At 72.9% G+C, this 21,238-nt stretch carries 20 protein-coding genes; 12 read left to right on the top strand and 8 right to left on the bottom strand.

The window, feature by feature from the left end; translation table 11 throughout:
* Window positions 1-18 precede the first annotated feature (18 nt).
* Both ACFYPA_RS00845 and ACFYPA_RS00840 read right to left on the bottom strand, forming a co-directional pair.
* The gene (locus ACFYPA_RS00845; RefSeq protein ID WP_389128545.1) at window positions 19-948 is read right to left on the bottom strand and encodes a PmoA family protein; all 930 of its coding nucleotides are present in this window, start codon (window positions 946-948) and stop codon (window positions 19-21) included.
* A complete protein-coding gene (locus ACFYPA_RS00840; RefSeq protein WP_389129278.1) occupies window positions 945-2,096 on the bottom strand; it encodes a Gfo/Idh/MocA family protein in 1,152 nt (383 codons plus the stop codon). Before ACFYPA_RS00840 ends, ACFYPA_RS00845 begins: the two co-directional genes overlap by 4 nt.
* Before the next feature lie 166 nt (window positions 2,097-2,262).
* Here ACFYPA_RS00840 and ACFYPA_RS00835 point away from each other — a divergent pair, with 166 nt between their 5' ends.
* Window positions 2,263-3,411, top strand: a complete 1,149-nt coding sequence (locus ACFYPA_RS00835) for a serine hydrolase domain-containing protein (protein ID WP_389128542.1) — start codon at window positions 2,263-2,265, stop codon at window positions 3,409-3,411.
* A 22-nt stretch (window positions 3,412-3,433) separates the two neighbouring features.
* Here ACFYPA_RS00835 and ACFYPA_RS00830 read toward each other — a convergent pair whose 3' ends face one another.
* The gene (locus ACFYPA_RS00830) at window positions 3,434-4,597 is read right to left on the bottom strand and encodes a betaine/proline/choline family ABC transporter ATP-binding protein (RefSeq protein WP_359080131.1); all 1,164 of its coding nucleotides are present in this window, start codon (window positions 4,595-4,597) and stop codon (window positions 3,434-3,436) included.
* A gap of 104 nt (window positions 4,598-4,701) precedes the next feature.
* On the opposite strand from ACFYPA_RS00830, the gene ACFYPA_RS00825 reads away from it, so the two are divergent.
* On the top strand, window positions 4,702-5,997 hold the full coding sequence (locus ACFYPA_RS00825) for an alpha/beta fold hydrolase (RefSeq protein ID WP_389128539.1): 1,296 nt from the start codon (window positions 4,702-4,704) through the stop codon (window positions 5,995-5,997).
* Window positions 5,998-6,100: 103 nt separating this feature from the next.
* On the opposite strand, the gene ACFYPA_RS00820 is transcribed toward ACFYPA_RS00825, so the two are convergent.
* Window positions 6,101-6,673, bottom strand: a complete 573-nt coding sequence (locus ACFYPA_RS00820; RefSeq protein ID WP_359080134.1) for a rhodanese-like domain-containing protein — start codon at window positions 6,671-6,673, stop codon at window positions 6,101-6,103.
* A 100-nt stretch (window positions 6,674-6,773) separates the two neighbouring features.
* Here ACFYPA_RS00820 and ACFYPA_RS00815 point away from each other — a divergent pair, with 100 nt between their 5' ends.
* A complete protein-coding gene (locus ACFYPA_RS00815; protein WP_359080136.1) occupies window positions 6,774-7,052 on the top strand; it encodes a metal-sensitive transcriptional regulator in 279 nt (92 codons plus the stop codon).
* Window positions 7,053-7,094: 42 nt separating this feature from the next.
* Here the strand turns inward: ACFYPA_RS00815 and ACFYPA_RS00810 are convergent, their stop codons facing one another.
* From ACFYPA_RS00810 to ACFYPA_RS00800, 3 genes are read right to left on the bottom strand one after another with little or no spacing between them, the layout of a single operon-like run.
* Entirely contained in the window at window positions 7,095-7,853 is a 759-nt protein-coding gene (locus tag ACFYPA_RS00810; protein ID WP_389128535.1) for a sulfite exporter TauE/SafE family protein, read from the bottom strand.
* A complete protein-coding gene (locus ACFYPA_RS00805) occupies window positions 7,850-8,218 on the bottom strand; it encodes a rhodanese-like domain-containing protein (RefSeq protein ID WP_389128533.1) in 369 nt (122 codons plus the stop codon). The genes ACFYPA_RS00810 and ACFYPA_RS00805 overlap by 4 nt, the downstream gene beginning before the upstream one ends.
* A 49-nt stretch (window positions 8,219-8,267) precedes the next feature.
* Window positions 8,268-9,644, bottom strand: a complete 1,377-nt coding sequence (locus tag ACFYPA_RS00800) for a rhodanese-like domain-containing protein (protein ID WP_389128530.1) — start codon at window positions 9,642-9,644, stop codon at window positions 8,268-8,270.
* 152 nt (window positions 9,645-9,796) lie between these two features.
* On the opposite strand from ACFYPA_RS00800, the gene ACFYPA_RS00795 reads away from it, so the two are divergent.
* A complete protein-coding gene (locus ACFYPA_RS00795) occupies window positions 9,797-10,528 on the top strand; it encodes a PIG-L deacetylase family protein (RefSeq protein WP_389128527.1) in 732 nt (243 codons plus the stop codon).
* A 92-nt stretch (window positions 10,529-10,620) separates the two neighbouring features.
* Window positions 10,621-11,454, top strand: coding sequence for an enoyl-CoA hydratase/isomerase family protein (locus ACFYPA_RS00790; protein WP_359080145.1), 834 nt, complete (start codon window positions 10,621-10,623; stop codon window positions 11,452-11,454).
* A gap of 13 nt (window positions 11,455-11,467) precedes the next feature.
* Here the strand turns inward: ACFYPA_RS00790 and ACFYPA_RS00785 are convergent, their stop codons facing one another.
* Window positions 11,468-12,427, bottom strand: a complete 960-nt coding sequence (locus tag ACFYPA_RS00785) for an SDR family oxidoreductase (protein WP_389128524.1) — start codon at window positions 12,425-12,427, stop codon at window positions 11,468-11,470.
* A 213-nt stretch (window positions 12,428-12,640) separates the two neighbouring features.
* Between ACFYPA_RS00785 and ACFYPA_RS00780 the strand changes: the two genes are divergently transcribed.
* The 7 genes from ACFYPA_RS00780 to ACFYPA_RS00750 all read left to right on the top strand — a co-directional run bounded on the left by ACFYPA_RS00780 (window position 12,641) and on the right by ACFYPA_RS00750 (window position 21,204).
* Window positions 12,641-15,310, top strand: a complete 2,670-nt coding sequence (locus ACFYPA_RS00780; RefSeq protein WP_389128522.1) for a beta-N-acetylglucosaminidase domain-containing protein — start codon at window positions 12,641-12,643, stop codon at window positions 15,308-15,310.
* Between the two features lie 175 nt (window positions 15,311-15,485).
* Complete coding sequence (locus tag ACFYPA_RS00775; RefSeq protein WP_389128519.1) at window positions 15,486-16,454, top strand: NADPH:quinone oxidoreductase family protein; 969 nt, start codon at window positions 15,486-15,488, stop codon at window positions 16,452-16,454.
* Entirely contained in the window at window positions 16,451-17,638 is a 1,188-nt protein-coding gene (locus ACFYPA_RS00770) for an acyl-CoA dehydrogenase family protein (RefSeq protein WP_389128516.1), read from the top strand. Before ACFYPA_RS00775 ends, ACFYPA_RS00770 begins: the two co-directional genes overlap by 4 nt.
* Window positions 17,635-18,753 (top strand): acyl-CoA dehydrogenase family protein, encoded by a 1,119-nt coding sequence (locus ACFYPA_RS00765; protein WP_389128513.1) that lies wholly within the window; start codon window positions 17,635-17,637, stop codon window positions 18,751-18,753. The genes ACFYPA_RS00770 and ACFYPA_RS00765 overlap by 4 nt, the downstream gene beginning before the upstream one ends.
* 223 nt (window positions 18,754-18,976) lie before the next feature.
* The gene (locus ACFYPA_RS00760; protein ID WP_389128510.1) at window positions 18,977-19,852 is read left to right on the top strand and encodes a phosphatidylinositol-specific phospholipase C/glycerophosphodiester phosphodiesterase family protein; all 876 of its coding nucleotides are present in this window, start codon (window positions 18,977-18,979) and stop codon (window positions 19,850-19,852) included.
* 130 nt (window positions 19,853-19,982) lie between these two features.
* Window positions 19,983-20,177 carry a hypothetical protein gene (locus ACFYPA_RS00755; RefSeq protein ID WP_359080159.1) on the top strand — a complete coding sequence of 65 codons (195 nt, stop codon included), beginning with the start codon at window positions 19,983-19,985 and terminating at the stop codon, window positions 20,175-20,177.
* Window positions 20,178-20,478: 301 nt separating this feature from the next.
* Window positions 20,479-21,204 (top strand): hypothetical protein, encoded by a 726-nt coding sequence (locus tag ACFYPA_RS00750; protein WP_359312141.1) that lies wholly within the window; start codon window positions 20,479-20,481, stop codon window positions 21,202-21,204.
* The last annotated feature ends 34 nt before the right edge of the window (window positions 21,205-21,238 follow it).

Raw genomic sequence — 21,238 nt, 5'->3', positions numbered from 1 at the left:
GCGCGGTGGCCCGCGGGTTCACCAGGTGAGTTCCCCGAGCCGCGCCTCGATCCGCCCGCGGTCCCATGCCCCGTCCGCGAGGACCACCCGGTAGCGCCGGGTCAGCGCGGCCCCGGGTTCCAGGACGAGTTCGTCGTGGAACGCGAAGGACGGGGCCACCGCGGCGAAGGGGTCGTTGCGGACGAACCAGTGCGCGGGATGTTCCCCGCCCGCGCCCGTGTGGTCGTTCTCGGGGGCGTGGGCGAAGACGAGCGTCGCGTGGCCGTCCACACCGTCGTGCTCGCCGGTGTACGCCAGCCAGGGCGCCTGCCCTCCCATCACCTCGGGGCCCTCGCCGTCCGGGGTGAGGATCCGGCCGTCACGGAAGGCGCGCGGGCCGCGCCAGAACAGCCCCGTGTAGCCCGCGCCCCGGCGCCCGTGCGTGGCCGGACTGCCGAACCTCAGGGGTTCGTCCCGCCGGTTGGTGACGGCCGACGACCACGTCAGCACCCAGCTGCCGGACGCCGGATCGACGTCGTGCACCTCGACCCGGCGCACCTCCTCGGCCCACAGCTCACCGCCGTACGGATGCCAGCTCAGCCGCTCGGCGACCGTGGCCCCGGTCTCCCGCACCGACACCTCGTCGAATCCGCGGTGGGCCATGGAACCCACCCGTTCGGGCAACGGCTGATAGCCCTCGTCCCGTACGTAGGTGTTGCCGCCCCACAGGTTCTGCCCCGACAGGTGCGAGGCGGTCAGCTGCAGCCCCTTGTGCCAGCGGTGGTCGCTCGGCCGGTAGCCGGTCACCACCCGGCCGAGGAGGGTGCGCAGCGGGTGGATGTACGGCTTCGGCGCCTCCCACGCCGCCTCGGGCCGGTACACGTAGCGCAGGAGTTCGACCCCGCTGCCCGCCACCGAGACGGCGATGTGGTCGCCGTGCCGGTGCACGAGCTCCAGCGGGCCGGTCACGCGGACGCCTCCGCGCCCTCGGGGGCCCAGCCGGGGGCGTCGCCGTGCAGGGCGCTGTAGTACGGGTCGCCGGGGCCGATCTCGCCCGCCAGGACGGTGTTCCCGGTGAAGGCGGCCTTGTACAGCGCCGCGACCAGTTCAAGGCTCGTACGCCCGTCGGCGCCGCTGCTGCGCGGCCGGCGGCCGGCCCGCAGGTCCCTGAGCAGGCCGCGCAGCTGCGCCTCGTGACTGCTGGGCACATCAACCCCGAAGTCGCGCCAGGCGGCGAGCTGTTCGGCCGGTACCCCAGGAGCAGGGGTGATCCGCCAGTCGGCGTTGCGATGGCCGTACAGATGGGTGAGCTCGACCGTGGCCCGCTCGCAGTCGATCCGGATCCGGCTCACCTCGTCCGGGCTGAGGACACTGTTGACGATCGTGGCCATGGTGCCGTTCTCGAAGCGGACGAGCGCCGTGGAGACGTCCTCCGTCTCCACGTCGTGCACCAGCCGTCCCGCCATCGCGCGGATCTCCGACCACGGACCGAGCAGATCAAGCAGCAGATCCATCTGGTGGATGCCGTGGCCCATCGCGGGGCCGCCGCCCTCCGTGCTCCAGCGCCCGCGCCAGGGCGCGGAGTAGTACGCCTCGTCGCGGTACCAGGTGGTCTGGCAGTGGGCGACCAGGGGCCGCCCCATCGCCTGCTCGGCCAGCAGCGCCCGGACGTGGTCCGAGCCGGAGCCGAACCGGTGCTGGAACACGATCGCGGCATAGGGGCCGCCCCGGTCGGAGCCCTCCGCCGCTTCGATGGCGTCGAAGTCCTCCAGCGAGGGGCAGGGAGGCTTCTCGCACCACACCCAGGCCCCGGCCCGCAGCGCGGCGACGGTCTGGTCGCGGTGGAAGCGCGGCGGGGTGCCGAGCGTGACGAGGTCGGGGCGCTCCTCGGCGAGCATCCGGCCGAGATCCGTGTACGGGCGGCCGGTGCCCGCCTCGGCGCAGAACGCCTGCGCGGAGTCGGCGTCGACATCGACCGCCGCGACGATCTCCAGGGGCTGTTCGTCGGCCAGCGCACGCAGGGCAGGCAGATGGCTGACGCGCGCGATGGCGCCGGTGCCGACGATCGCGACGCGGATCGGCCTGCTGGGGGAAGCCTGGCTGGGCGTGACAAACACCTCCACGGTGAGGGGCGCCTGCCCGATAGCAAGCGCTTTCTCCCAGTCGAAACCTAGGCTCCGCGCAGGGTTCGGGTCAAGGGACTGGTTCCCCGGCCGCTGCCTGCGATGAGTTCGCACCGCCGGGGGAGTCATAGGGGCGACCCCTATGCGAAAAGGCGGAGCGATGAGCACCCTGCGCGAAGTACTGGAGACGCACGTACGTGAGGGCTCGGTCCCGGGGGCCGTCGCCCTGGTGGCCCGGGGGGACCGGGTGGACGTGCAGGTGGCCGGCGGCGCAGACGCGGGTGGCGGCGCCCCGATGGCTCCGGACTCCATCTTCCGGATCGCCTCACTCACCAAACCGGTCACCGCGGCGGCGGCCATGATGCTGATCGAGGACGGCCGGTTCGGGCTGGACGACCCGGTCGCCCACTGGCTGCCCGAACTGGCCTCACCCTTGGTGGTGCGCACCCCCGGGAGTCCGGTCGACGACGTGGTCCCGGCGGCCCGCCCCATCACCGTCTTCGACCTGCTGACCTTCCGGGCCGGCTACGGATTCCCGTCCGACTTCTCGTTGCCGGCCGTCGCGCCCCTGTTCAGTGAGCTGAAGCAGGGCTCGCCGCAGCCCCGGGCCGTGGCGGCCCCGGATGCCTGGATGGCGACGCTGTCGCGCATTCCGCTGCTGTACCAGCCGGGGGAGGCGTGGTTGTACAACGCCTGCTCCGACATCCTGGGCGTCCTGATCGCCCGAGCCTGCGGGCAACCACTCCCGCAGTTCCTGGCCGAGCGACTGTTCGAACCGCTCGGCATGAACGACACCGGCTTCGCGGTACCCGAGCAGAAGCTCGACCGGTTCACCAGCTACTACCGGGCCGGTGAGGCGGGCACGTTCGAACTCGTCGACGCCCCCGACGGACAGTGGAGCACCATGCCGGACTTCCCTTCGGCGGCAGGCGGTCTCGTATCGACCGCCGCCGACTGGTTCGCCTTCGGCCGGATGCTGCTGGCCGGCGGGACCGCGGGCGGCCGCGCCCTGCTGACGCCCGGATCGGTGCGGCAGATGACCACCGACCACCTGACACCCGCACAGCGCAGGGCGAGCGGGCTGTTCACCGAGGGACAGGGATGGGGGTTCGGCGGCTCGGTGGACGTCGAGCGCACCGATCCCTGGAACGTACCGGGCCGCTACGGCTGGGTGGGCGGCACCGGCACCACGGCGCACATCATCCCGGCCACCGGCACGGTCGCGATCATGCTCAGCCAGGTGGAGATGGCCGGCCCCAAGCCGCCCCTGACGATGCGGGACTTCTGGCGCCACGTCGCCGGTAGGTGAACCGCGCGCACCGGTGCCGTCCTCAGGCGTCCGCCACCGAGTCGAACCGCACCTCGTCGCGCCCCACGCCCTGCGCGTCCGCGTCCACCGAACGGCGCAGGGCCTCATGCAGTCCGGCCGGAGTCAGCACCCCGACGAAGCGCGCCCCGTCCAGGACCGCCACCCACCCGGCATCGTGCTGGAGCATCTCGCCGAACGCCTGCTTGAGCGGGGCCCCCACCGGCACCCACGCGTCCATCCGGCGGGCCAGTTCACCCACCGTCCCGTGTTCCCCGGCGGTCCGCAGCGCCTGGGCCGACACCCAGCCGTGCAGCTCGCCGTCGCCGTTCAGCACCACCGCCCACCGCGCACCGGCGGCGCCGAGCCGGGCCGCCGCCACCGGGGCCCGCTCGTCCAGCCGCGCGACGGGCGGCTCCTCCAGGTCGTGCGGCTCGATCGTGGTGACCGACAGCCGCTTCAGCCCGCGGTCCGCGCCGACGAACGCTGCCACGTACGGAGTCGCCGGAGACCCGAGCACCGCTCGCGGGGTGTCGAACTGCTCGATGCGCCCCTCCCCGTACACCGCGATCCGGTCACCCATCCGGACCGCCTCCTCGATGTCATGGGTGACCATCAGGACCGTCTTCCTGACCGTTGCCTGCAGGCTCAGGAACTCGTTCTGCAGCCGCTCCCGCACCACGGGGTCCACCGCGCCGAACGGTTCGTCCATGAGCAGCACCGGCGGGTCCGCCGCCAGGGCCCTGGCCACCCCGACCCGCTGGCGCTGGCCGCCGGAGAGCTGGGCGGGATACCGGGAGCCGTACGTCCCGGGGTCCAGGCCCACCAGATCGAGCAGTTCGGCGGCGCGCGCCCGCGCCCGGGACCGCTTCCAGCCGACCAGCGCCGGGACCGTCGCCGTGTTGTCGAGGACGGTGCGGTGCGGAAAGAGCCCCACCTGCTGGATGACGTAGCCGATCCGGCGGCGCAGTCTCACCGGGTCGACCTTCGAGATGTCCTCGCCGTCGACCAGGATCCGGCCCGAGGTCGGTTCGATCAGCCGGTTCACCATCATCATCGTGGTGGTCTTGCCGCAGCCGGAGGGGCCGACCAGGGTGACCAGTTCCCCCTCGGCGACCTCGAAGGACAGTTCGTCGACCGCGGTCGTCCCGTCCGGATAGACCTTGCCGACCTGCTCGAACCGGATCATGACTGCACGGTAGGAGCCGGGCGGGTCCGCCGCACACGGGCCGGGCCCGTCCGGGGCACGACGGTGTGCTGAACTGTGCGTGAACCATCGATCCAGGAGCCCCCTTGAACAGCTATCGCCAGCCCGGCCTCGTCCTCACCGACCGTCACTTCACCGTGCCGCTCGACCACACCGACCCCGGTGTTGAGCAGATCGAGGTCTTCGGCCGCGAGGTGGTGGCCGCCTCCCGGGCCGGCGAGGAACTGCCGTGGCTGGTGTACCTGGAGGGCGGCCCGGGCTTCGGCGCGCGGCGTTTCACCGGAGCCGAGGCCTGGCTGGGGCGGGCGGTGAAGGAGTTCCGGGTGCTGCTGCTCGACCAGCGCGGCACCGGGCTCTCCACTCCGGCCAACCGGCAGACCCTGCCGCTGCGCGGCGGTCCGCGCGAGCAGGCCGACTACCTCGCGCACTTCCGGTCCGACAGCATCGTGCGCGACTGCGAGCTGATCCGCCCGCAGCTGACGGGCGGCGCGCCCTGGACCGTCCTCGGCCAGTCCTTCGGCGGCTTCTGCGCCGTGCGGTACCTCTCGTCCGCACCGGAAGGCCTCAGCGCCGTACTGATCACCGGTGGCCTGCCCTCCCTCGACGCCCACGCGGACGACGTCTACCGGGCCGCGTACCCGAGGATCGAGCGGAAGGTCGCCGCGCACTACGCCCGCTACCCGCAGGATGTCGAGCGTGCCCGGGAGATCACCGCTCACCTCGCGGAGCACCGCCCGGAGAGCGCCGGACACCGGCTGACGCCCGAGGGCTTCCAGTCCCTCGGCATCATGCTCGGCGGGGGCAACGGCAGCCACCAGCTGCACTACCTGCTGGAGAACGCCTTCGTCACCACCCCGCACGGCACCGAGCTCTCCGACACCTTCCAGGAGGCCGTGCGCACGGCCAACTCGTTCGCCGGACACCCGCTCTACGCGCTCCTGCACGAAGCCATCTACGGCCAGGACGAGCGCCCCACCGACTGGGCGGCCGAGCGCGTCCGTGCGGAGTTCCCGCAGTTCGACGCGGCGACCGCGCTCAAGGGCGACGGACCGGTCCTGTTCACGGGCGAGAGCATCCACCCCTGGCACTTCGACGTCGACCCGGCACTGCGCCCGCTCCGCGAGACCGCCGAGCTGCTCGCCACCCGCGGCGGCTGGGAGCCGCTGTACGACACCGAGCGCCTGGCCGCCAACGAGGTGCCGGTGGCCGCCGCCGTCTACCACGACGACATGTACGTGGACACCGCGCACGCGCTGAGCACCGCCGCGGCGATCCGTGGGCTGCGCACCTGGGTCACCGACGAGTTCGAGCACGACGGGCTGCGCGCGGGCGGACCCCGGGTGCTGGACCGGCTGCTCGCCCTGGTCCGCGACGAGGTCTGAGTTCCGGTACGGGTACGAGCCGGCCTGTACGGCCACGAGCCGGTCGTAACGGCAAGGGGCCGGCCGCACCTCGGGGTGCGGCCGGCCCCTTTCTGCCGGCGGCTCAGCCCTGGAGCGCGTCCAGCGTCGCGTCGAGGTTCGCGGCCGAGCGCGGGGCGCGGTTGTGCGGCAGCTTCGCCAGCACCGCCGCCATGCCGCAGGTGTTCGTCACGGCGGAGAAGACGAGACCGGCGCCGACCCCGGCGGACAGCCAGCGCGCCGCCGGGCGGCGCACACCCACGAGCAGACCGGCCACCACCAGCGAGCCCGCGGCGAGCCGGACCTGTCGCTCCATCGGCCAGGTGGCCCCGCCGCCCTCCGGACGGTCGAGGCCGCGGCCCTCGCCCTCCCAGGCGGAGGTGCCGCCGGAGAGCGTCGCGGCATCGATGTCGGCCGCCGAGAGGATGTCGCAGGCCCGCGTCGAGCGGACGCCGGAGGCGCACACGACGAGCAGGGCGCCGCGGGCCGAAGCGGACTTGAGCGCGGGCACCGCCTCGGAGAGACGGTCGAGTGGAATGTTCAGGGCGCCGGGTACGTGCCCCGACGCGTACTCACCGGGAGCGCGTACGTCGATCACGGTGAACTCCGCGAGACGGGCGGCGGCCTGGGCGGGGGAGAGAGATACGGGGCTGGTCACGAGCAGTGTTTCCTTTCGTTCACCGGGTGTGAGGAAGAGACTCGGTCTCTCCTGCCCCGGACGGGCTAGAATACCCCTTGGGGTATTAAAAGGAGGATGTGTGGAACTCGACATGGCGGCCGATGAACTCAAATCGGTGCTCAACCGTCTGCGCCGCGCACAGGGCCAGCTCACCGGAATCATCAGGATGATCGAGGAAGGGCGCGACTGCGAGGACGTCATCACTCAGATGGCGGCTGTTTCGCGGGCGCTGGACCGGGCCGGTTTCGCGATCATCGCCACAGGCCTTCAGCACTGCATGGCCGACGGCAGTAGCGAACCCGCGGACCGGGACCAGATGCGCGCCCGGCTGGAGAAGCTCTTCCTGTCGCTGGCCTGAGGGGGAGCGGGGGCGCGCGGCACCCGTTTCACGGCGGTGCGGTCATACGGCGGAGTCGACGAGCATGAACGCGGCGACGGCCAGCAGTACCGCCCCGAAGATCCGTCGCAGCGCGTCCGTGGAGACCATGGCGGCCAGCCGTTTCCCGTCCCAGGCGCCGAGGACCGCCGTCGCCGTGAACGGGGCGATGAGTCCCCAGTCCAGCACCGTGGGCGTGGCGAGCCGGGCGGCCAGCGCGGCCGTGGAGTTCACCGTGATGACGAGCAGGCTGGTTCCGACGGCCGCCGACATCGGCACAGCGAGGACGGTGACCAGCGCGGGAACGGCGAGGAAGCCGCCGCCCACCCCGAGGAAACCCGTCACCGCGCCGAGCCCGGCCCCCGTCCCGGCGGCCCTCCCGACCGGCACCGGGGCCGGCCGTTCCGCATCCGCGCCCGGCGTACCGCTCGTGCGGAGCATCCGGACCCCGGCGACGACGGCGAGCACCGCGAAGGCCGCGGTCAGGAGTGCGGAGGGGATGCGCACCGACAGCGCCCCGGCGAGTGCCGCCGGCACGACGCCGGCCACGGCGAAGAGCCCGCCGGTCCGCCAGCGCACCTGCCCGTCCCGGGCGTGGGCGAGCAGCCCGGTGAGCGAGGTCGCGATGACGATGAGGAGAGCGGCGGTAGTGGCCGCCGCCGGGTCGAAGCCGAGCAGGTAGATCAGTGCGGGCACGGCGATCACGCTGCCGCCGCCGCCCAGCCCGCCGAGCGCGAGTCCGACCACCGCGCCGGCGATCAGCGCCAGTATGAGCGGGGTCATGCGAGGGTGCCCGCGTTCCCGCGCCGGTCACGCACCGGGAAGCCCGCGGCGGCCCAGGCGGTCATACCGCCGGTGACATCGACGACGCTCACCCCACGGTCCGCGAGGAGCCGGGCGGCCTGCCGGGACCGGTGACCGGAGCGGCAGATCACCACCACGGGCAGGCCGGCCGGTGCGGGCGGCGGAGCTCCGTCGGTCAGGGCGGACAGGGGCAGGTGGACGGAACCGGGCGCGTGACCCGCGTTCCACTCGGCCGACTCGCGTACGTCCAGCAGGACGGCCGCACCGTCGGCGGTCCGCCGCCGGGCCTCGGCGACGCCGATCCGGCCGGGGCCGCGACGGAAGAGGGACTTCAGGGATGACATGGAAAACACTCCGAAAGGTACGGGAGACGCGTGGACCGGAGCCCGCCCGTCAGGCGGCGGAGCGGGGCGCGGTCACGGTCAGGCCCGCCGGGGCCGCGGCGTCGAAGCCGTCGTCCACCGCCACCACCTCCCGGCCCGCCGCGTCCAGCAGCGACGCGGCGATCGCCGCGCGCATGCCGCCCGCACAGTGCACCCACACCTCTCCCGGCGGTACCTCGTCCAGGCGCCCGGGCAACTCGTGCACCGGGATGTGCACCGAGCCGGCGAGCGCGCCGTCCGCGCGCTCGGCGGTGCGCCGGACATCGAGAACCACCGGGTCCTCGCCGCGACCCCGCGCCGCCGCCAGGTCCGCGAAGTCCGCACGGGGGAAGGAGCGGAGCTGCTCCGGCCCGTGCACCCAGGACTCGGGACCGCCGGTGGCCGCGCCGACGGGCCGGCCGATGCCCACCCGGGCCAGCTCGCGCTGTGCGTGTGCCACCTCGTCGGCCGTGGCGGCGAGCAGCGTGACCGGCCTGCCCCACGGGATCAGCCAGGCCAGGTACGTCGCGAGCTGTCCCGCGCCCTCGAAATTGAACGATCCGGCCACGTGCCCCTGCGCGAACGCGACCCGGCCGCGCAGATCGACCACCCACTCGCCGGCCGCGAGCCGCCCGGCGATGTCCTGCGCACCCGCCCGCGCCGGCGGCGTCAGGTCCATGGGTGCCGGGCCCGCCGCGTTCGCGGGTCCCATGTGCGCGTAGTACGCGGGAACGTCGTCGAGGCCCGCGAGCAGGTCGGCGACGAAGGTGTCCACGTCCTTGACGAGTGCGGCGTTCCCCTTTCGCTCGGTACCGATGGTCGACGAGGTGCCCGAGGCGCGGGAGGAGGAACAGAAGCTGCCGAAGCCGTGCGTGGGCAGCACCTCGACCTCGTCGTCCAGCTCGCCGGCGAGCCGGTGCACGGAGGTGTGCTGGGCCCGCGCCAGCGTGCCGGTCAGCCGGGGCTCCACGAGATCGGGCCGGCCCACGCCGCCGATCAGCAGCGAGCCGCCGGTGAACGCGGCGACGGCGCGGCCGTCCTCCTCCAGGACGTATGCCATGTGGTGCGGGGTGTGCCCCGGCGTCGCCAGCGCACGCAGCGCGAGACCCTCGTCGACCGGCGCGGTGTCGCCGTGGGCCACCGGGGTCCGGGCGAACGACACGGCCGCGGCGGCGGGCACCAGGTACGCGGCGCCGGTGGCACGCGCCAGGTCGAGTCCGCCGGTCACGTAGTCGTTGTGCAGATGTGTCTCGGCCACGGCGCGGATGCGTACTCCGCGCACCGCGGCTGCCGCGATGACCCGGTCGATGTCGCGCGGCGGGTCCACCACCACGGCGGTCCGCGGCCCTCCCGCCAGATAGCTGCGGTTTCCGAGGCCCGGTGTCTCGATGGTGTCGACGAAGAACACGACACGCTCCTTCCGTAACGATGGACGATGAAGATGTACCCCCGGGGGTATTTTTTCCCAGGCTAACATCTATACCCCTGGGGGTATTGATGCGCTGAGTGAGGCGTATGCGACACCGTGCCCCCAGCGGCCCGGCCGGTTAGCCTGCCGACATGACGGAGCAGCTCGAACCCATGCCCTCGGACTGGCAGCGCGCCCTGGCCGTCGTCGCTCACCCCGACGACCTGGAGTACGGCTGCGCGGCGGCTGTCGCCGGATGGACCGACGGCGGGCGCGACATCACCTACCTCCTGGCCACACGGGGTGAGGCCGGGATCGACACGCTCGAACCGGAGAAGTGCGCCCCGCTGCGCGAGCAGGAGCAGCGCGCGAGCGCGGCGGTCGTCGGGGTCTCCCGCGTCGAGTTCCTCGACCACCGCGACGGAGTGATCGAGTACGGCACCGGGCTGCGCCGGGACATCGCGGCGGCCGTCCGCCGCCACCGGCCGGAACTGGTGATCACGCTCAACCACCGTGACACCTGGGGCGGTGTCGCCTGGAACACCCCCGACCACCGCGCGGTCGGGCGCGCCACGCTCGACGCGGCGGCCGACGCCGGCAACCGCTGGATCTTCCCGGAGCTGACCGCGCAGGGTCTGGAGCCGTGGGACGGCGTGCGCTGGGTGGCCGTGGCCGGATCGTCCACGCCCACGCACGCCGTCGACGCCACGGCCGGCCTCGAACGGTCCGTGCAATCGCTCCTGGCGCACCGCACGTACATCGAAGTGCTCACGGACGAGGACCCCGAGGCGTACTGCCGCACCTTCCTCACCGGCAACGCCCAGGCGTCCGCAGCGCGTTTCGGGGGACGCCCGGCGGCCACGTTCGAACTCTTCGCGCGCTGAGCGCGGACGGGCTCTGGCCCCGTGCGGGCGGCCGCCGTACGCTGAACCGCGCACCCGCTTCTGACGGTGCGTCAGTCAACGGAGGGCGGGCCGTGCTCGACATCCTGGACCACGACATCCCGGACGGCCAGGAGCGGATGACGCTGCGGATCGAGAACGGCGTCGGCCTGCTGACCCTGTGCAGGCCGCAGCAGCTCAACGGCTGGAGCTGGGAGTCCAGCAGACAGCTCGGCATCATGGCCGACCGCCTCCGCTTCGACGACTCGGTCCGGGCGGTCCTGCTGCGGGGCGAGGGCCGGGCCTTCTGTGCCGGGATCGATGTCACCGCGCCGGGCGGCGACATCACGGGCCGTACCTCCGCCGAGCGCACCCAGCACTACTACGAGGGCATCCGCTGGGTGCACGAGCGCTTCGCCGCGTTCGCCGGGCTTCCGCAGCCGGTGATCGCGGCGGTGCAGGGCTACTGTCTCGGCTTCGGCTTCGAACTCGCGCTCATGGCGGACATCCGGATCGCCGCGGACGACGCCGTGTTCGCACTGCCCGAGGCCGGCATCGGGGTGGCGGTCGACGCCGGTGGCGACATGCGGATCGCCCGCGAGGCCGGGGCGGGCTGGGCCAAGTACCTCGCGCTCACCGGCCGCCGGATGGACGCGGCGACGGCCGAGCGGATCGGGCTGCTCCAGGCCGTCACCCCCCTGGGTGAACTGGAGCGGACCGCCCGGTCCGTCGCCGACGCCGTGGCGGCGAACGCGCCCCTGGCCGTACGCCACATCAAGCGCTCCGTCGACGCGTACGCGGACGCGGGCCTCGGCGAGGCGCTGGACCGCACGGCCCTGGCTGCTGCCCTCACCCTCACCTCGCGGGACGCGGCCGAGGGCTACGCCGCGAAGGCGGCCCGCCGTCCGCCGCACTTCGACGGGATCTGACACGCGGATCCGCTCAAGCGGTGTCGGGCAGGGTGAAGGGCCCGCGGCCCAACTGCTCGCGCACCGGCACCACGGGCGGCGCGACCAGTGAGCGCCGCTGCCAGTTCGCCCCGTCGACCACCAGCGAATGACCGGAGACGAACGCGGCGTACGGCGAGGCCAGGAACGTGGCCGCCCAGCCCAGTTCGCGCGGCAGGCCCACCCGCAGCGCGGGCTGCCGTGCGCCGAGCTCCCCGACCGCGCTGCCGGCTTCCGCCTCGTCCCGGTCGAGGTGGCCCCGGATGTCGCCGGTCATGTCCTCGTGCGGCATCAGCCCCGGCACCAGCCCGTTGACACGGATCCCGTACGGCCCCCACTCCACGGCGAGGGTCTCGACCAGGTTCTTGACCCCGGCCTTCGCGGCTGCGGAGTGCGCGTATCCGGGTCCGCCCGTCCAGGCGTAGGAGGCGCCGACGCACAGGATCGACCCGCCGGTCGTGGCGGCCAGGTGGCGCCGCCCGAACTCCCGGGTCATGAACCAGGTCCCGGTCAGCGTGATGTCGAGCACCGCCCGCCAGGCGTTGGGTGACAGGTCCTCGGCGGGTGACGGGAAGTTGGCCGCCGCGTTGTTGACGAGGACGTCGGGCAGGCCCAGTTCGGCCCCGGCCACGTCGAACACCTCTGTGATCCTCTCCGGGTCGCGGATGTCGCCCGGGACGGCCAGGACCCGGCCCCGGGTGAGGGGTGCCAGCTCCTGCCGGGCGGCGGCCAGCCGCTCGGTGTTCCGGCCGACGAGCACCAGATCCGCACCCAGCCGGGCGAACTCGGCCGCGACGGCCTTCCCGAGGCCGGAGCCGCCGCCGGTCACCAGGACGACGCTCCCGTCGTACGTGCCTGCCGGCAGGGCGCTCGCGCCGAGCGGGGGAGGAGGGGGCGTTCCGCGCGTGTGCGTTGCCGGCGTGTGCGTCCCGGGAGTGTGGGTGCTCTCCGTCATGGACGCATGAGTACCGCTTCCGCCGTCAAATGGCCAGGCCTGAGAGGCACACAGCACCCGGCTGCTCGGTGACAAAAATCCAGGTCTCCGAGACAAAAGTCCAGGTCCACGCACTGATGTTGTCCAGACCATTGACATGTCAGCGCCAGACTGTTGAATTCAGTCTCGTTGTGTTGCGCGACTCTGGTGACTTGAGTGACCAATGGAGGATCTGTGACGCCTCGCCCACCCCGCCTCACCGCGATCGCCGCTTCGGCGGCCCTGATCGCCGGTGGTCTGCTGACCGCCGTGCCCGCCGCTCAGGCCGCCGGCGGCAGCCCCGCCGCCCCGCCGGCCAAGGCCCAGGACACCCCGGCCATCACCCCGACCCCCCAGTCGGTGAAGAACAGACCGGACCGGATCACGATCACTCCCACCGTCACCCTGGTCACCGGGGAGACGGCCGACGGGCCGACGCTCGACGTGGTGACGGCGGCCCTGCGCGATGCCGGTGCGCAGCGGGTCGTCCGCGCCACGCGGCCGGCCCCGCACGGGCTCAACGTGCATGTCGGTGACGCCGGCGCACTGACCGCCCAGAAGCTCGAAGGGCCCTCAAGCCTGCCCGCCGACGGATACGTCCTCGGTATCGGAGCGGGCCGCATCGTCCTCGCCGGCAAGGACACCACGGGCACGTACTACGCCGCACAGACCTTGCGCCAGGTCCTGCCACAGCGGGCGCACCCGGGGGCCCGCGTCGACGGGCTCGCGGTGCGCGACTGGCCGGGCACCGCGCTGCGCGGCGTCATCGAGGGCTTCTACGGCACCCCGTGGTCCCACGAGGCCCGGCTCGACCAGCTGGACTACTACGGCGAGCACAAGATGAACATCTACGTGTACTCGCCCAAGGACGACGCCTACCTCCGCGAGAAGTGGCGCGACCCCTACCCCGCCGACCAGTTGGCCCAGATCAAGGACCTGACCGACCGGGCGGTCCGGCGGCACGTCGAGTTCACCTACGCGCTGTCTCCGGGCCTGTCGGTCTGCTACAGCTCCGACGCGGACGCGAAGGCGCTCGTCGACAAGTTCCAGACGATCTGGGACATCGGTGTGCGCACCTTCGCGGTGCCGCTCGACGACATCAGCTACACCAACTGGAACTGCGAGGCCGACAAGGCGAAGTGGGGGACCGGCGGTGGCGCGGCAGGTGCCGCGCAGGCGTACCTGCTGAACAAGGTCAACCAGGAGTTCATCGCCACCCACCCCGGTGCCGAGCCGCTCCAGATGGTCCCCACCGAGTACTACAACGTGGCTCCGTCCCCGTACAAGACGGCGCTCTCCGAACAGCTCGATGCGGACGTGCTCGTGGAGTGGACCGGTGTCGGCGTGGTCGCCCCGACCATGACGGTCGCTCAGGCCGACGCGGCGCGGAAGGTGTTCGGTCACCCGATCCTGACCTGGGACAACTACCCGGTGAACGACTACGCGACCAACCGCCTGTTGCTCGGCCCGTTCAACGGCCGCGAGAAGGGACTGCCGGGCCGGCTGGCCGGGATCACCGCCAACCCGATGATCCAGCCGTACGCCTCGAAACTCTCGCTCTACACCGTCGCGGACTATGCCTGGAACGACGGGGCCTATGACGCGCGTACGTCGTGGGGAAAGGGTCTGAAGGAGTACGCGGGCGGCGACTCCCGCACGGAGCGGGCGCTGCGTGCCTTCGCCGACGTCAACTACAGCTCGGCGCTCAACACCGACAAGGCGCCGGAGCTGTCCGCCGAGTTCGCCCGCTACTGGCAGTCCGGTGACGCGAAGCGGCTCACCTCGGTGCTCGGCGGCCTCGGAGCCGCCCCGGCCCGGCTGCGCGCGGACCTTCCGGACCGCGGCTTCATCGACGACTCGGGCCCCTGGCTGGACGCCACGGAGTCCTGGGCGACCGCGGCCCGTACCGCCCTGGGGATGGTCGAGGCGGCCCGCGCAGGGGACGGCGACCGTGCCTGGGAGCTCCGGCAGCAGCTGCCCGCGCAGGTCGAGCACGCCAAGTCCTTCACGTACACCGGTCTCGACGGACGCAAGGTGCCGGTCCTCGTCGGGGACGGGGCGCTGGACGGGTTCATCGGCGCGGCCACCGCCGAGCACGACAGGAAGCTCGGTGTGAGCGGCCGGCCCACGGCGACGACGAGCCTCGGCACGTACCAGAGCAACACCCTCGCCCGGGCCCTCGACGGCGACGACTCCACCTACTTCTGGAGCGACGGGGCGCCCGCTGCGGGCGACCAGCTCACCGTCGACCTCGGGGAGGCGAGGGACTTCAGCGGAGTCACCCTCGCCATGGCGAAGGACGGCAGCACCGAGGACTACCTCCACGCGGGCGTGCTGGAATACTCGGCGGACGGACAGAACTGGACACGGCTCACCGAGTTCTCCGGCGAGCCGGACGTCACCGCTACCGTCCCCGCGGGCACCGAGGCCCGCTATGTGCGGGCCAGGGCGACCGCAGGGCAGGACAGCTGGCTCGTCGTCCGTGAATTCACCGTGACCACCACGGACGGCGAGATCACCGGCAACCCGCCGGCCGCCACCGGATCGGCGATCCGCTCGGCCGCCGACGGCGACCCGGGCAGCGTGTACCGGGCCTCGCGCGCACCGGAGGCGGGCGAAGCGCTTCAGGTGGACCTCGTCGCCGCGCGTGCGGTGGGGGCGGTCACCGTCCTCCAGCCGGCCGGTTCCGAGGCCGCGGCCGACATCCAGCTGCGGAACGACGACGGGAGCTGGCAGACCATCGGCACGCTCGACGGCCCCTACACGCGGATCGACGCGGCGGGCCGGACGGCCGACGCGGTACGCCTCGCCTGGCACGAGGGCTCCGTGGCCCCCGCGATCGCGGAGGTCGTGGTCGGGAAGTAGCGGCACTCTCCGTCCGTGCGCCCGGCGCCGCCGCACCTCCAGGGGCGGGGCCGGGCGCACACCCATGTCGGCGCCCGGCCGAATCGGTCACCCGCAGGTTGTTCCCACAGGGGCAAGCGACCGCTTAGTATGCGCCGGAGCAGTGGTAATGCCGACAGTGTTGTGGAGGCCCCTCATGCAGGCATGGCGAGTGCACCGGAACGGCGAGCCGAGCGAGGTGATGCGGCTCGAGGAAGCGGACCGGCCGACGCCCGGCGACGGGCAGGTGCTCATCGAGGTGCTCGCGGCGAACATCAACTTCCCCGACGCGCTGCTCTGCCGCGGCCAGTACCAGGTGCGGCCCCCGCTGCCCTTCACGCCCGGCGTGGAGATCTGCGGCCGGACCGGGGACGGGAGCCGGGTGCTCGCCACCCCCGCCCTCCCGAACGGCGGATTCGCCCAGTACGTCGTCGCGGACGAGGCGGCCCTGCTGCCGGCCCCCGAAGCGCTGGACGACGCCGAGGCGGCAGCCCTGCACATCGGCTACCAGACCGGCTGGTTCGGGCTGCACCGCCGGGCGCGGCTCCAGTCCGGCGAGACCCTCCTCGTCCACGCCGCGGCAGGCGGGGTCGGCAGCGCGGCCGTCCAGCTCGGCAAGGCCGCCGGCGCCACCGTCATCGGCGTGGTCGGCGGCCCGGAGAAGGCCAAGATCGCCGCCGAACTCGGCTGCGACCTGGTCATCGACCGGCGCACCGAGGACATCGTCGCCGCGGTCAAGGAGTTCACCGCAGGGCGTGGCGCCGACGTGGTGTACGACCCCGTCGGCGGCGACGCGTACGCGAAGTCCGTGAAGTGCATCGCCTTCGAGGGCCGGGTGGTCGTCGTCGGCTTCGCCAGCGGCGTCATTCCCACCCCCGGGCTCAACCACGCCCTGGTGAAGAACTATTCGGTCCTCGGGCTCCACTGGGGCCTGTACAACACGAAGGACCCGCAGGCGGTCCGCGACTGTCACGACGAGCTCACCCGGCTCGCCGCGCAGGGCGTCATCAAGCCGCTCATCAGCGAGCGGGTCCCGATGGACGGGGCAGCGGCCGCCGTCCAGCGCGTCGCCGACGGCACCAGCACCGGCCGCATCGTCGTCCTCCCCTCAGGAGCCGCCCGATGACCGCCCCGGACGCCGCCGACCTGCGCCGCCGCACCCGCGAACTGCTCACCGCGCACCCCCCGGCCACCACGGATTGCACCGACTTCCTCAAGGCGCGCTTCGACGCCGGACTCGCCTGGGTGCACTACCCGGCCGGGCTCGGCGGCCTCGACGCGCCGCGCTCCCTCCAGCCCGTCGTCGATGCCGAACTCGCCGCGGCGGGCGCCCCGGACAACGATCCGCGGCGCATCGGCATCGGCCTCGGCATGGCCGCCCCGACCGTCCTCGGCTTCGGCACCGACGAGCAGAAGCGGCGCTTCCTGCGCCCCCTGTGGGTCGGCGAGGAGGTGTGGTGCCAGCTCTTCAGCGAACCGGGCGCCGGCTCCGACCTGGCGGCCCTGGGCACACGCGCCGTGCGCGACGGGGAGGACTGGGTGGTCGACGGGCAGAAGGTCTGGACGTCCAGCGCCCACGTGGCACGCTGGGCGATCCTCATCGCCCGCACCGACCCGGACGTACCCAAGCACCGCGGCATCAGCTACTTCATCTGCGACATGACCGACCCCGGCGTCGAGGTGCGGCCGCTGCGCCAGATCACCGGCGAGGCCGAGTTCAACGAGGTCTTCCTCACCGGGGTGCGCATCCCCGACAGCCGCCGCCTCGGCGCGGTCGGGGAGGGCTGGAAGGTCGCGCAGACGACGCTCATGAACGAGCGTGTCTCCATCGGCGGGTCCCGCATCCCGCGCGAGGGCGGCATGATCGGCCCGGTCGCGAAGACCTGGCGCGAGCGCCCCGAGCTGCGCACCCATGACCTGCACCAGCGCCTGCTGACCCTCTGGGTCGAGGCCGAGGTCGCCCGTCTCGCGGGCGAGCGTCTGCGCCAGCAGCTCGTCGCCGGGCAGCCGGGGCCCGAGGGCTCCGGCATGAAGCTCGCCTTCGCCCGGCTCAACCAGGAGATCAGCGGCCTCGAAGTCGAACTCCTGGGCGACGAGGGGCTGTTGTACAGCGACTGGACCATGCGCCGCCCTGACCACGTCGACTTCACGGGGCGTGACGCCGGCTACCGCTACCTCCGCTCCAAGGGCAACTCCATCGAGGGCGGGACGAGCGAGGTACTGCTCAACATCGTCGCCGAACGGGTGCTGGGCCTGCCCGCCGAGCCGCGCAACGACAAGGACGTCGCCTGGAAGGACCTCTCCCGATGACCGCACCGACCGAACCCACCCAGGCACCGGACCTGCTGTACTCGGAGGCCGAGGAGGATCTGCGCGCCGCGGTCCGCGCCCTGCTCGCCGACCGGGCCGACGCGCCGACGGTGATCGCTCGCACCGAGTCCGACACGCCGTACGACCAGCAGCTCTGGAAGGCCCTCGCCGCCGATATCGGCGCCGCCGGACTGCTGGTGCCCGAGAAGCTCGGCGGACAGGGTGCCACCCACCGTGAGGCCGCCGTCGTCATCGAGGAGCTCGGGCGCAGCGTCGCCCCGGCGCCCTATCTGACCAGCTCGGTCGTCGCCACCGAGACGCTCCTGGCGCTCGGGGGTGAGGACGGGCCGGTGGCCGGGCTGCTCGCCGAACTTGCCGCGGGCCGCAGGGTCGCGGTGCTCGCCGTGCCCTTCTCCGCGGCGGCGTCCGACACGCCGGTGATGACCGGAACCCTCGACGGAACACTCGGACCGGTCGCCGACGCGGCCGCCGCCGACGTGTTGCTGGTTCCCACCACCGACGGCCTCTACGCGGTCGACATGGACGCGCCCGGTGTCGCGGTCCAGCCGCTCGTCCCGCTCGACCTCACCCGCCCGCTCGCCACCGTCACCCTGGCCGGCGCCACCGGCACCCGCCTCGCGGACGCCGGGGCGGCGCGGACCGCGGTGGACCGGGGACTGCTGGCCGGTGCCGGACTGCTCGCCTCCGAGCAGCTCGGACTCGCCGAATGGTGCCTGACCGAGACGGTCCGGCACACCCGGGAGCGCCACCAGTTCAACCGCCCGGTCGGATCCTTCCAGTCGCTCAAGCACCGCATGGCGCAGCTCTGGCTGGAGGTCGTGTCGGCCCGGGCGGCGGCACGGAACGCCGCCGACGCGCTCGCGACGGGCAGCCCCGACTCGCCGTTGGCCGTGGCCGTGGCGCAGGCGTACTGCTCCAAGGTCGCCGTGCACGCCGCGGAGGAGTGCGTCCAGCTGCACGGCGGCATCGGGATGACCTGGGAGCACCCGGCGCATCTGTACCTGAAGCGTGCCAAGGCCGACGCGACCGCCTTCGGCACGGCGGGGCGCCACCGCGAGAGCGTCGCCGCCCTGATGGAGCTGCCGGCGCCGTAGGGCGTGTTCCGGACCGGAGCGGGGGCACGTGGACGCGTGCCCCCGCTCCGCCGCGTGGGCGGCAGGTCGCTTCCGTGCGGATCCGGCCACGGCGGGTGGAACGCCGGCCGACGGGCGAGCGGCGAACGAGCCAACTCTGAACCTCCGCGCCCACGTTGAGGTGCGACGCTTCCATAATCGGTCGCGTCCGCCCGTCCGGCACGCCTCGCAACCGGGAGATCCCATGGCGTTCCCCACCCGCCGCCGCGTCGTCACCACCGCACTGGCCACGGCAGCCGCAGCCACCTCCGTACCCCTTCGGACGGCCACCGCGGCCGAGGCCCCGCACGCCCCACGCCCGAGGCCGCTGCCGCGGGCGCACGCGCACAACGACTACCTGCACCCCCGCCCACTGCACGACGCGCTGGACCAGGGATTCACCAGCGTCGAGGCCGACATCTTCCTCGTGGACGGCGAACTGCTCGTCGCCCACGAGGCAACCGACCTCGATCCCGCCCGCACCCTGTCCGCGCTCTATCTCGATCCCCTCCTCGCCAGGGTCCGGGCCAACCACGGGGCCGTCTTCCCCGGCGACCGCGCGCCGGTGCAACTCCTGATCGACATCAAGACGGACGGTGCGGCCGCCTACGCGGAACTCGACGGCCAACTCCGCCGCCACCGGCAGATGCTGACGTCCTGGCGGCACGGCAGGGTGCGGCCCGGAGCGGTAACCGCCGTCATCTCGGGCGACCGGGCCGCCCGCGCCCCGATGGAGGCCCAGCACACCCGGTACGCCTTCTACGACGGCAGGCTCGACGACCTCGGCACCGCGGCCACCGCCTCGTTCATCCCCCTCATCAGCAGCAGCTGGACCGGGACGTTCGGCTGGCTCGGCGCCGGCCCCATGCCGCCCGCCGAACGGGACGCCCTGCGCGCCATCACCGCCTCCGCCCATCGCGCGGGCCAGCGCGTGCGCTTCTGGGCCACGCCCGACGTACCGGGCCCCGAACGCGACGCCGTCTGGGCCGAGTTGCTGGCCGCCGGGGTGGACCACCTCAACACCGACGACCTTGCGGGACTCGCCCGCTTCCTCCGGACCCACGACCGGCACGCGCGGTAGACGGACGGCCCACGACCGACGCTCCGCAGCCGTACCCGTTTGGCGGACACGCCAGTGCGCCGGATGGCTCCTCCGCTCCGCCAAACTGACGGCGAATGCCGCAATTCCGGCGCGGCGGAGGAGGTTGGCCATGGCCATTTCGATCTCACTGGTGCTGCTACTGCTCATTCTTGCGGTGATCTTCCTCCGCAACGGCGGGCTGAAGATCTCGCACGCCCTGGTCTGCGCCCTCCTCGGGTTCTTCCTCGCGGGCACGAGCATGGCCCCCACCATCCAGGAGGGCCTCACGGCCACCGCGGACGTCGTCAGCAGCATCAAGCCCTGACCGCATCCGCACGGATGCCGCGAGGGTGCCGAGTGCGCCACCTCGGACCACGGCGGCGCTGTTGACCAGCACATCGAGCCGGCCGAGGTCAGCATCGGTACGGGATCGGGCACGAACGGTCCTGACCGGCACCCGATCTTGATCATTACGGTCACCAGGTCACATGATGCGTACCACCGGGGGCCTCTGACATCCGGCTGTGCGACGGTCGGACGGGGCGCGGGTGGGTCGGACCGCGGCCCCGCCCGGCGTGGCAACCGCTGCCGGGCGTCGCGCCGAACCGGGACCGGAGAACGCAGCCATGTCATTTCCTCCCCCGGGACGCGGTCCGGGTGCCGTCCATCACGAGCACTGCAGGAGCAGCCGCTGCTGCCGCTGTCAGCAGCGGCCCTGGACGACCGCCGTCGGGGGTGAGCGCCTGTGCGGACTCTGCGCCTCCTGCTGCCGGGAGTGCGGCCGGGCGCCCGCCCCGCATCTGGACGGTCTCGACGACGGGGTCTGCGGCGACTGCCGCGGACTGTGCGGGCGCTGCGGGACGCCGCTCGCGGCCGACGGCGAATGCCAGTGCCCGCGATGGCAGCGTCCGGGAGGTGATCCGGTCGGCTATCTCCTGCACGCCCTGCCACCCCCGCTCATGAGGGCTTTCGGCGGCCACTGGCCGAGCGAACTCGTCGTACTCATCCGGCGGGAACTGGGACGGCGCAGTCCCGACCAGCTCCTGGACCGGGTGGAGCGGCGGTGGAACGCACGGTGGTCCCACACGCTCCAGGAGAAGGACGAGGAGGGCCGCCGCCGGGAGCCCTGGGAGATCGCCGAACAACTGCTCCGCCCGGGACTCTGCGCCGAACCGCGGTGCGAGGACGGGCGGCTGATCACCAGCGACTCCCCGTGCCCCCGCTGCGCGAACCCGCTGCACCGCTTCGTACCGGCCCAGGCCGACGGCAGGGCCGCCTCGGACCGGGCCAGGAGCACGGCGGCCGCGATCAGGCGCGAGATGCTCGACCGCCGTAGCGGCGGCAGGCGTTGAGGCACCGGACGGCACCGGACGGGACAAGACGGCA

The sequence above is a fragment of the Streptomyces sp. NPDC005775 genome, assembly GCF_042871565.1.
In the GTDB taxonomy this organism is placed as follows: Bacteria; Actinomycetota; Actinomycetes; order Streptomycetales; family Streptomycetaceae; genus Streptomyces.
Note: the sequence above shows the minus strand (reverse complement) of the source record. Positions and strands in the feature narration are given on the sequence as shown.

Bases quoted from the DNA above. Each gene is read 5' to 3' on its own strand.
- ACFYPA_RS00835 (WP_389128542.1), top strand. From the start codon at position 2,263: ATGAGCACCCTGCGCGAAGTACTGGAGACGCACGTACGTGAGGGCTCG.
- ACFYPA_RS00830 (WP_359080131.1), bottom strand. From the start codon at position 4,597: ATGATCCGGTTCGAGCAGGTCGGCAAGGTCTATCCGGACGGGACGACC.
- ACFYPA_RS00810 (WP_389128535.1), bottom strand. From the start codon at position 7,853: ATGACCCCGCTCATACTGGCGCTGATCGCCGGCGCGGTGGTCGGACTC.
- ACFYPA_RS00805 (WP_389128533.1), bottom strand. From the start codon at position 8,218: ATGTCATCCCTGAAGTCCCTCTTCCGTCGCGGCCCCGGCCGGATCGGC.
- ACFYPA_RS00795 (WP_389128527.1), top strand. From the start codon at position 9,797: ATGACGGAGCAGCTCGAACCCATGCCCTCGGACTGGCAGCGCGCCCTG.
- ACFYPA_RS00785 (WP_389128524.1), bottom strand. From the start codon at position 12,427: ATGACGGAGAGCACCCACACTCCCGGGACGCACACGCCGGCAACGCAC.
- ACFYPA_RS00775 (WP_389128519.1), top strand. From the start codon at position 15,486: ATGCAGGCATGGCGAGTGCACCGGAACGGCGAGCCGAGCGAGGTGATG.
- ACFYPA_RS00770 (WP_389128516.1), top strand. From the start codon at position 16,451: ATGACCGCCCCGGACGCCGCCGACCTGCGCCGCCGCACCCGCGAACTG.
- ACFYPA_RS00765 (WP_389128513.1), top strand. From the start codon at position 17,635: ATGACCGCACCGACCGAACCCACCCAGGCACCGGACCTGCTGTACTCG.
- ACFYPA_RS00760 (WP_389128510.1), top strand. From the start codon at position 18,977: ATGGCGTTCCCCACCCGCCGCCGCGTCGTCACCACCGCACTGGCCACG.
- ACFYPA_RS00755 (WP_359080159.1), top strand. From the start codon at position 19,983: ATGGCCATTTCGATCTCACTGGTGCTGCTACTGCTCATTCTTGCGGTG.
- ACFYPA_RS00750 (WP_359312141.1), top strand. From the start codon at position 20,479: ATGTCATTTCCTCCCCCGGGACGCGGTCCGGGTGCCGTCCATCACGAG.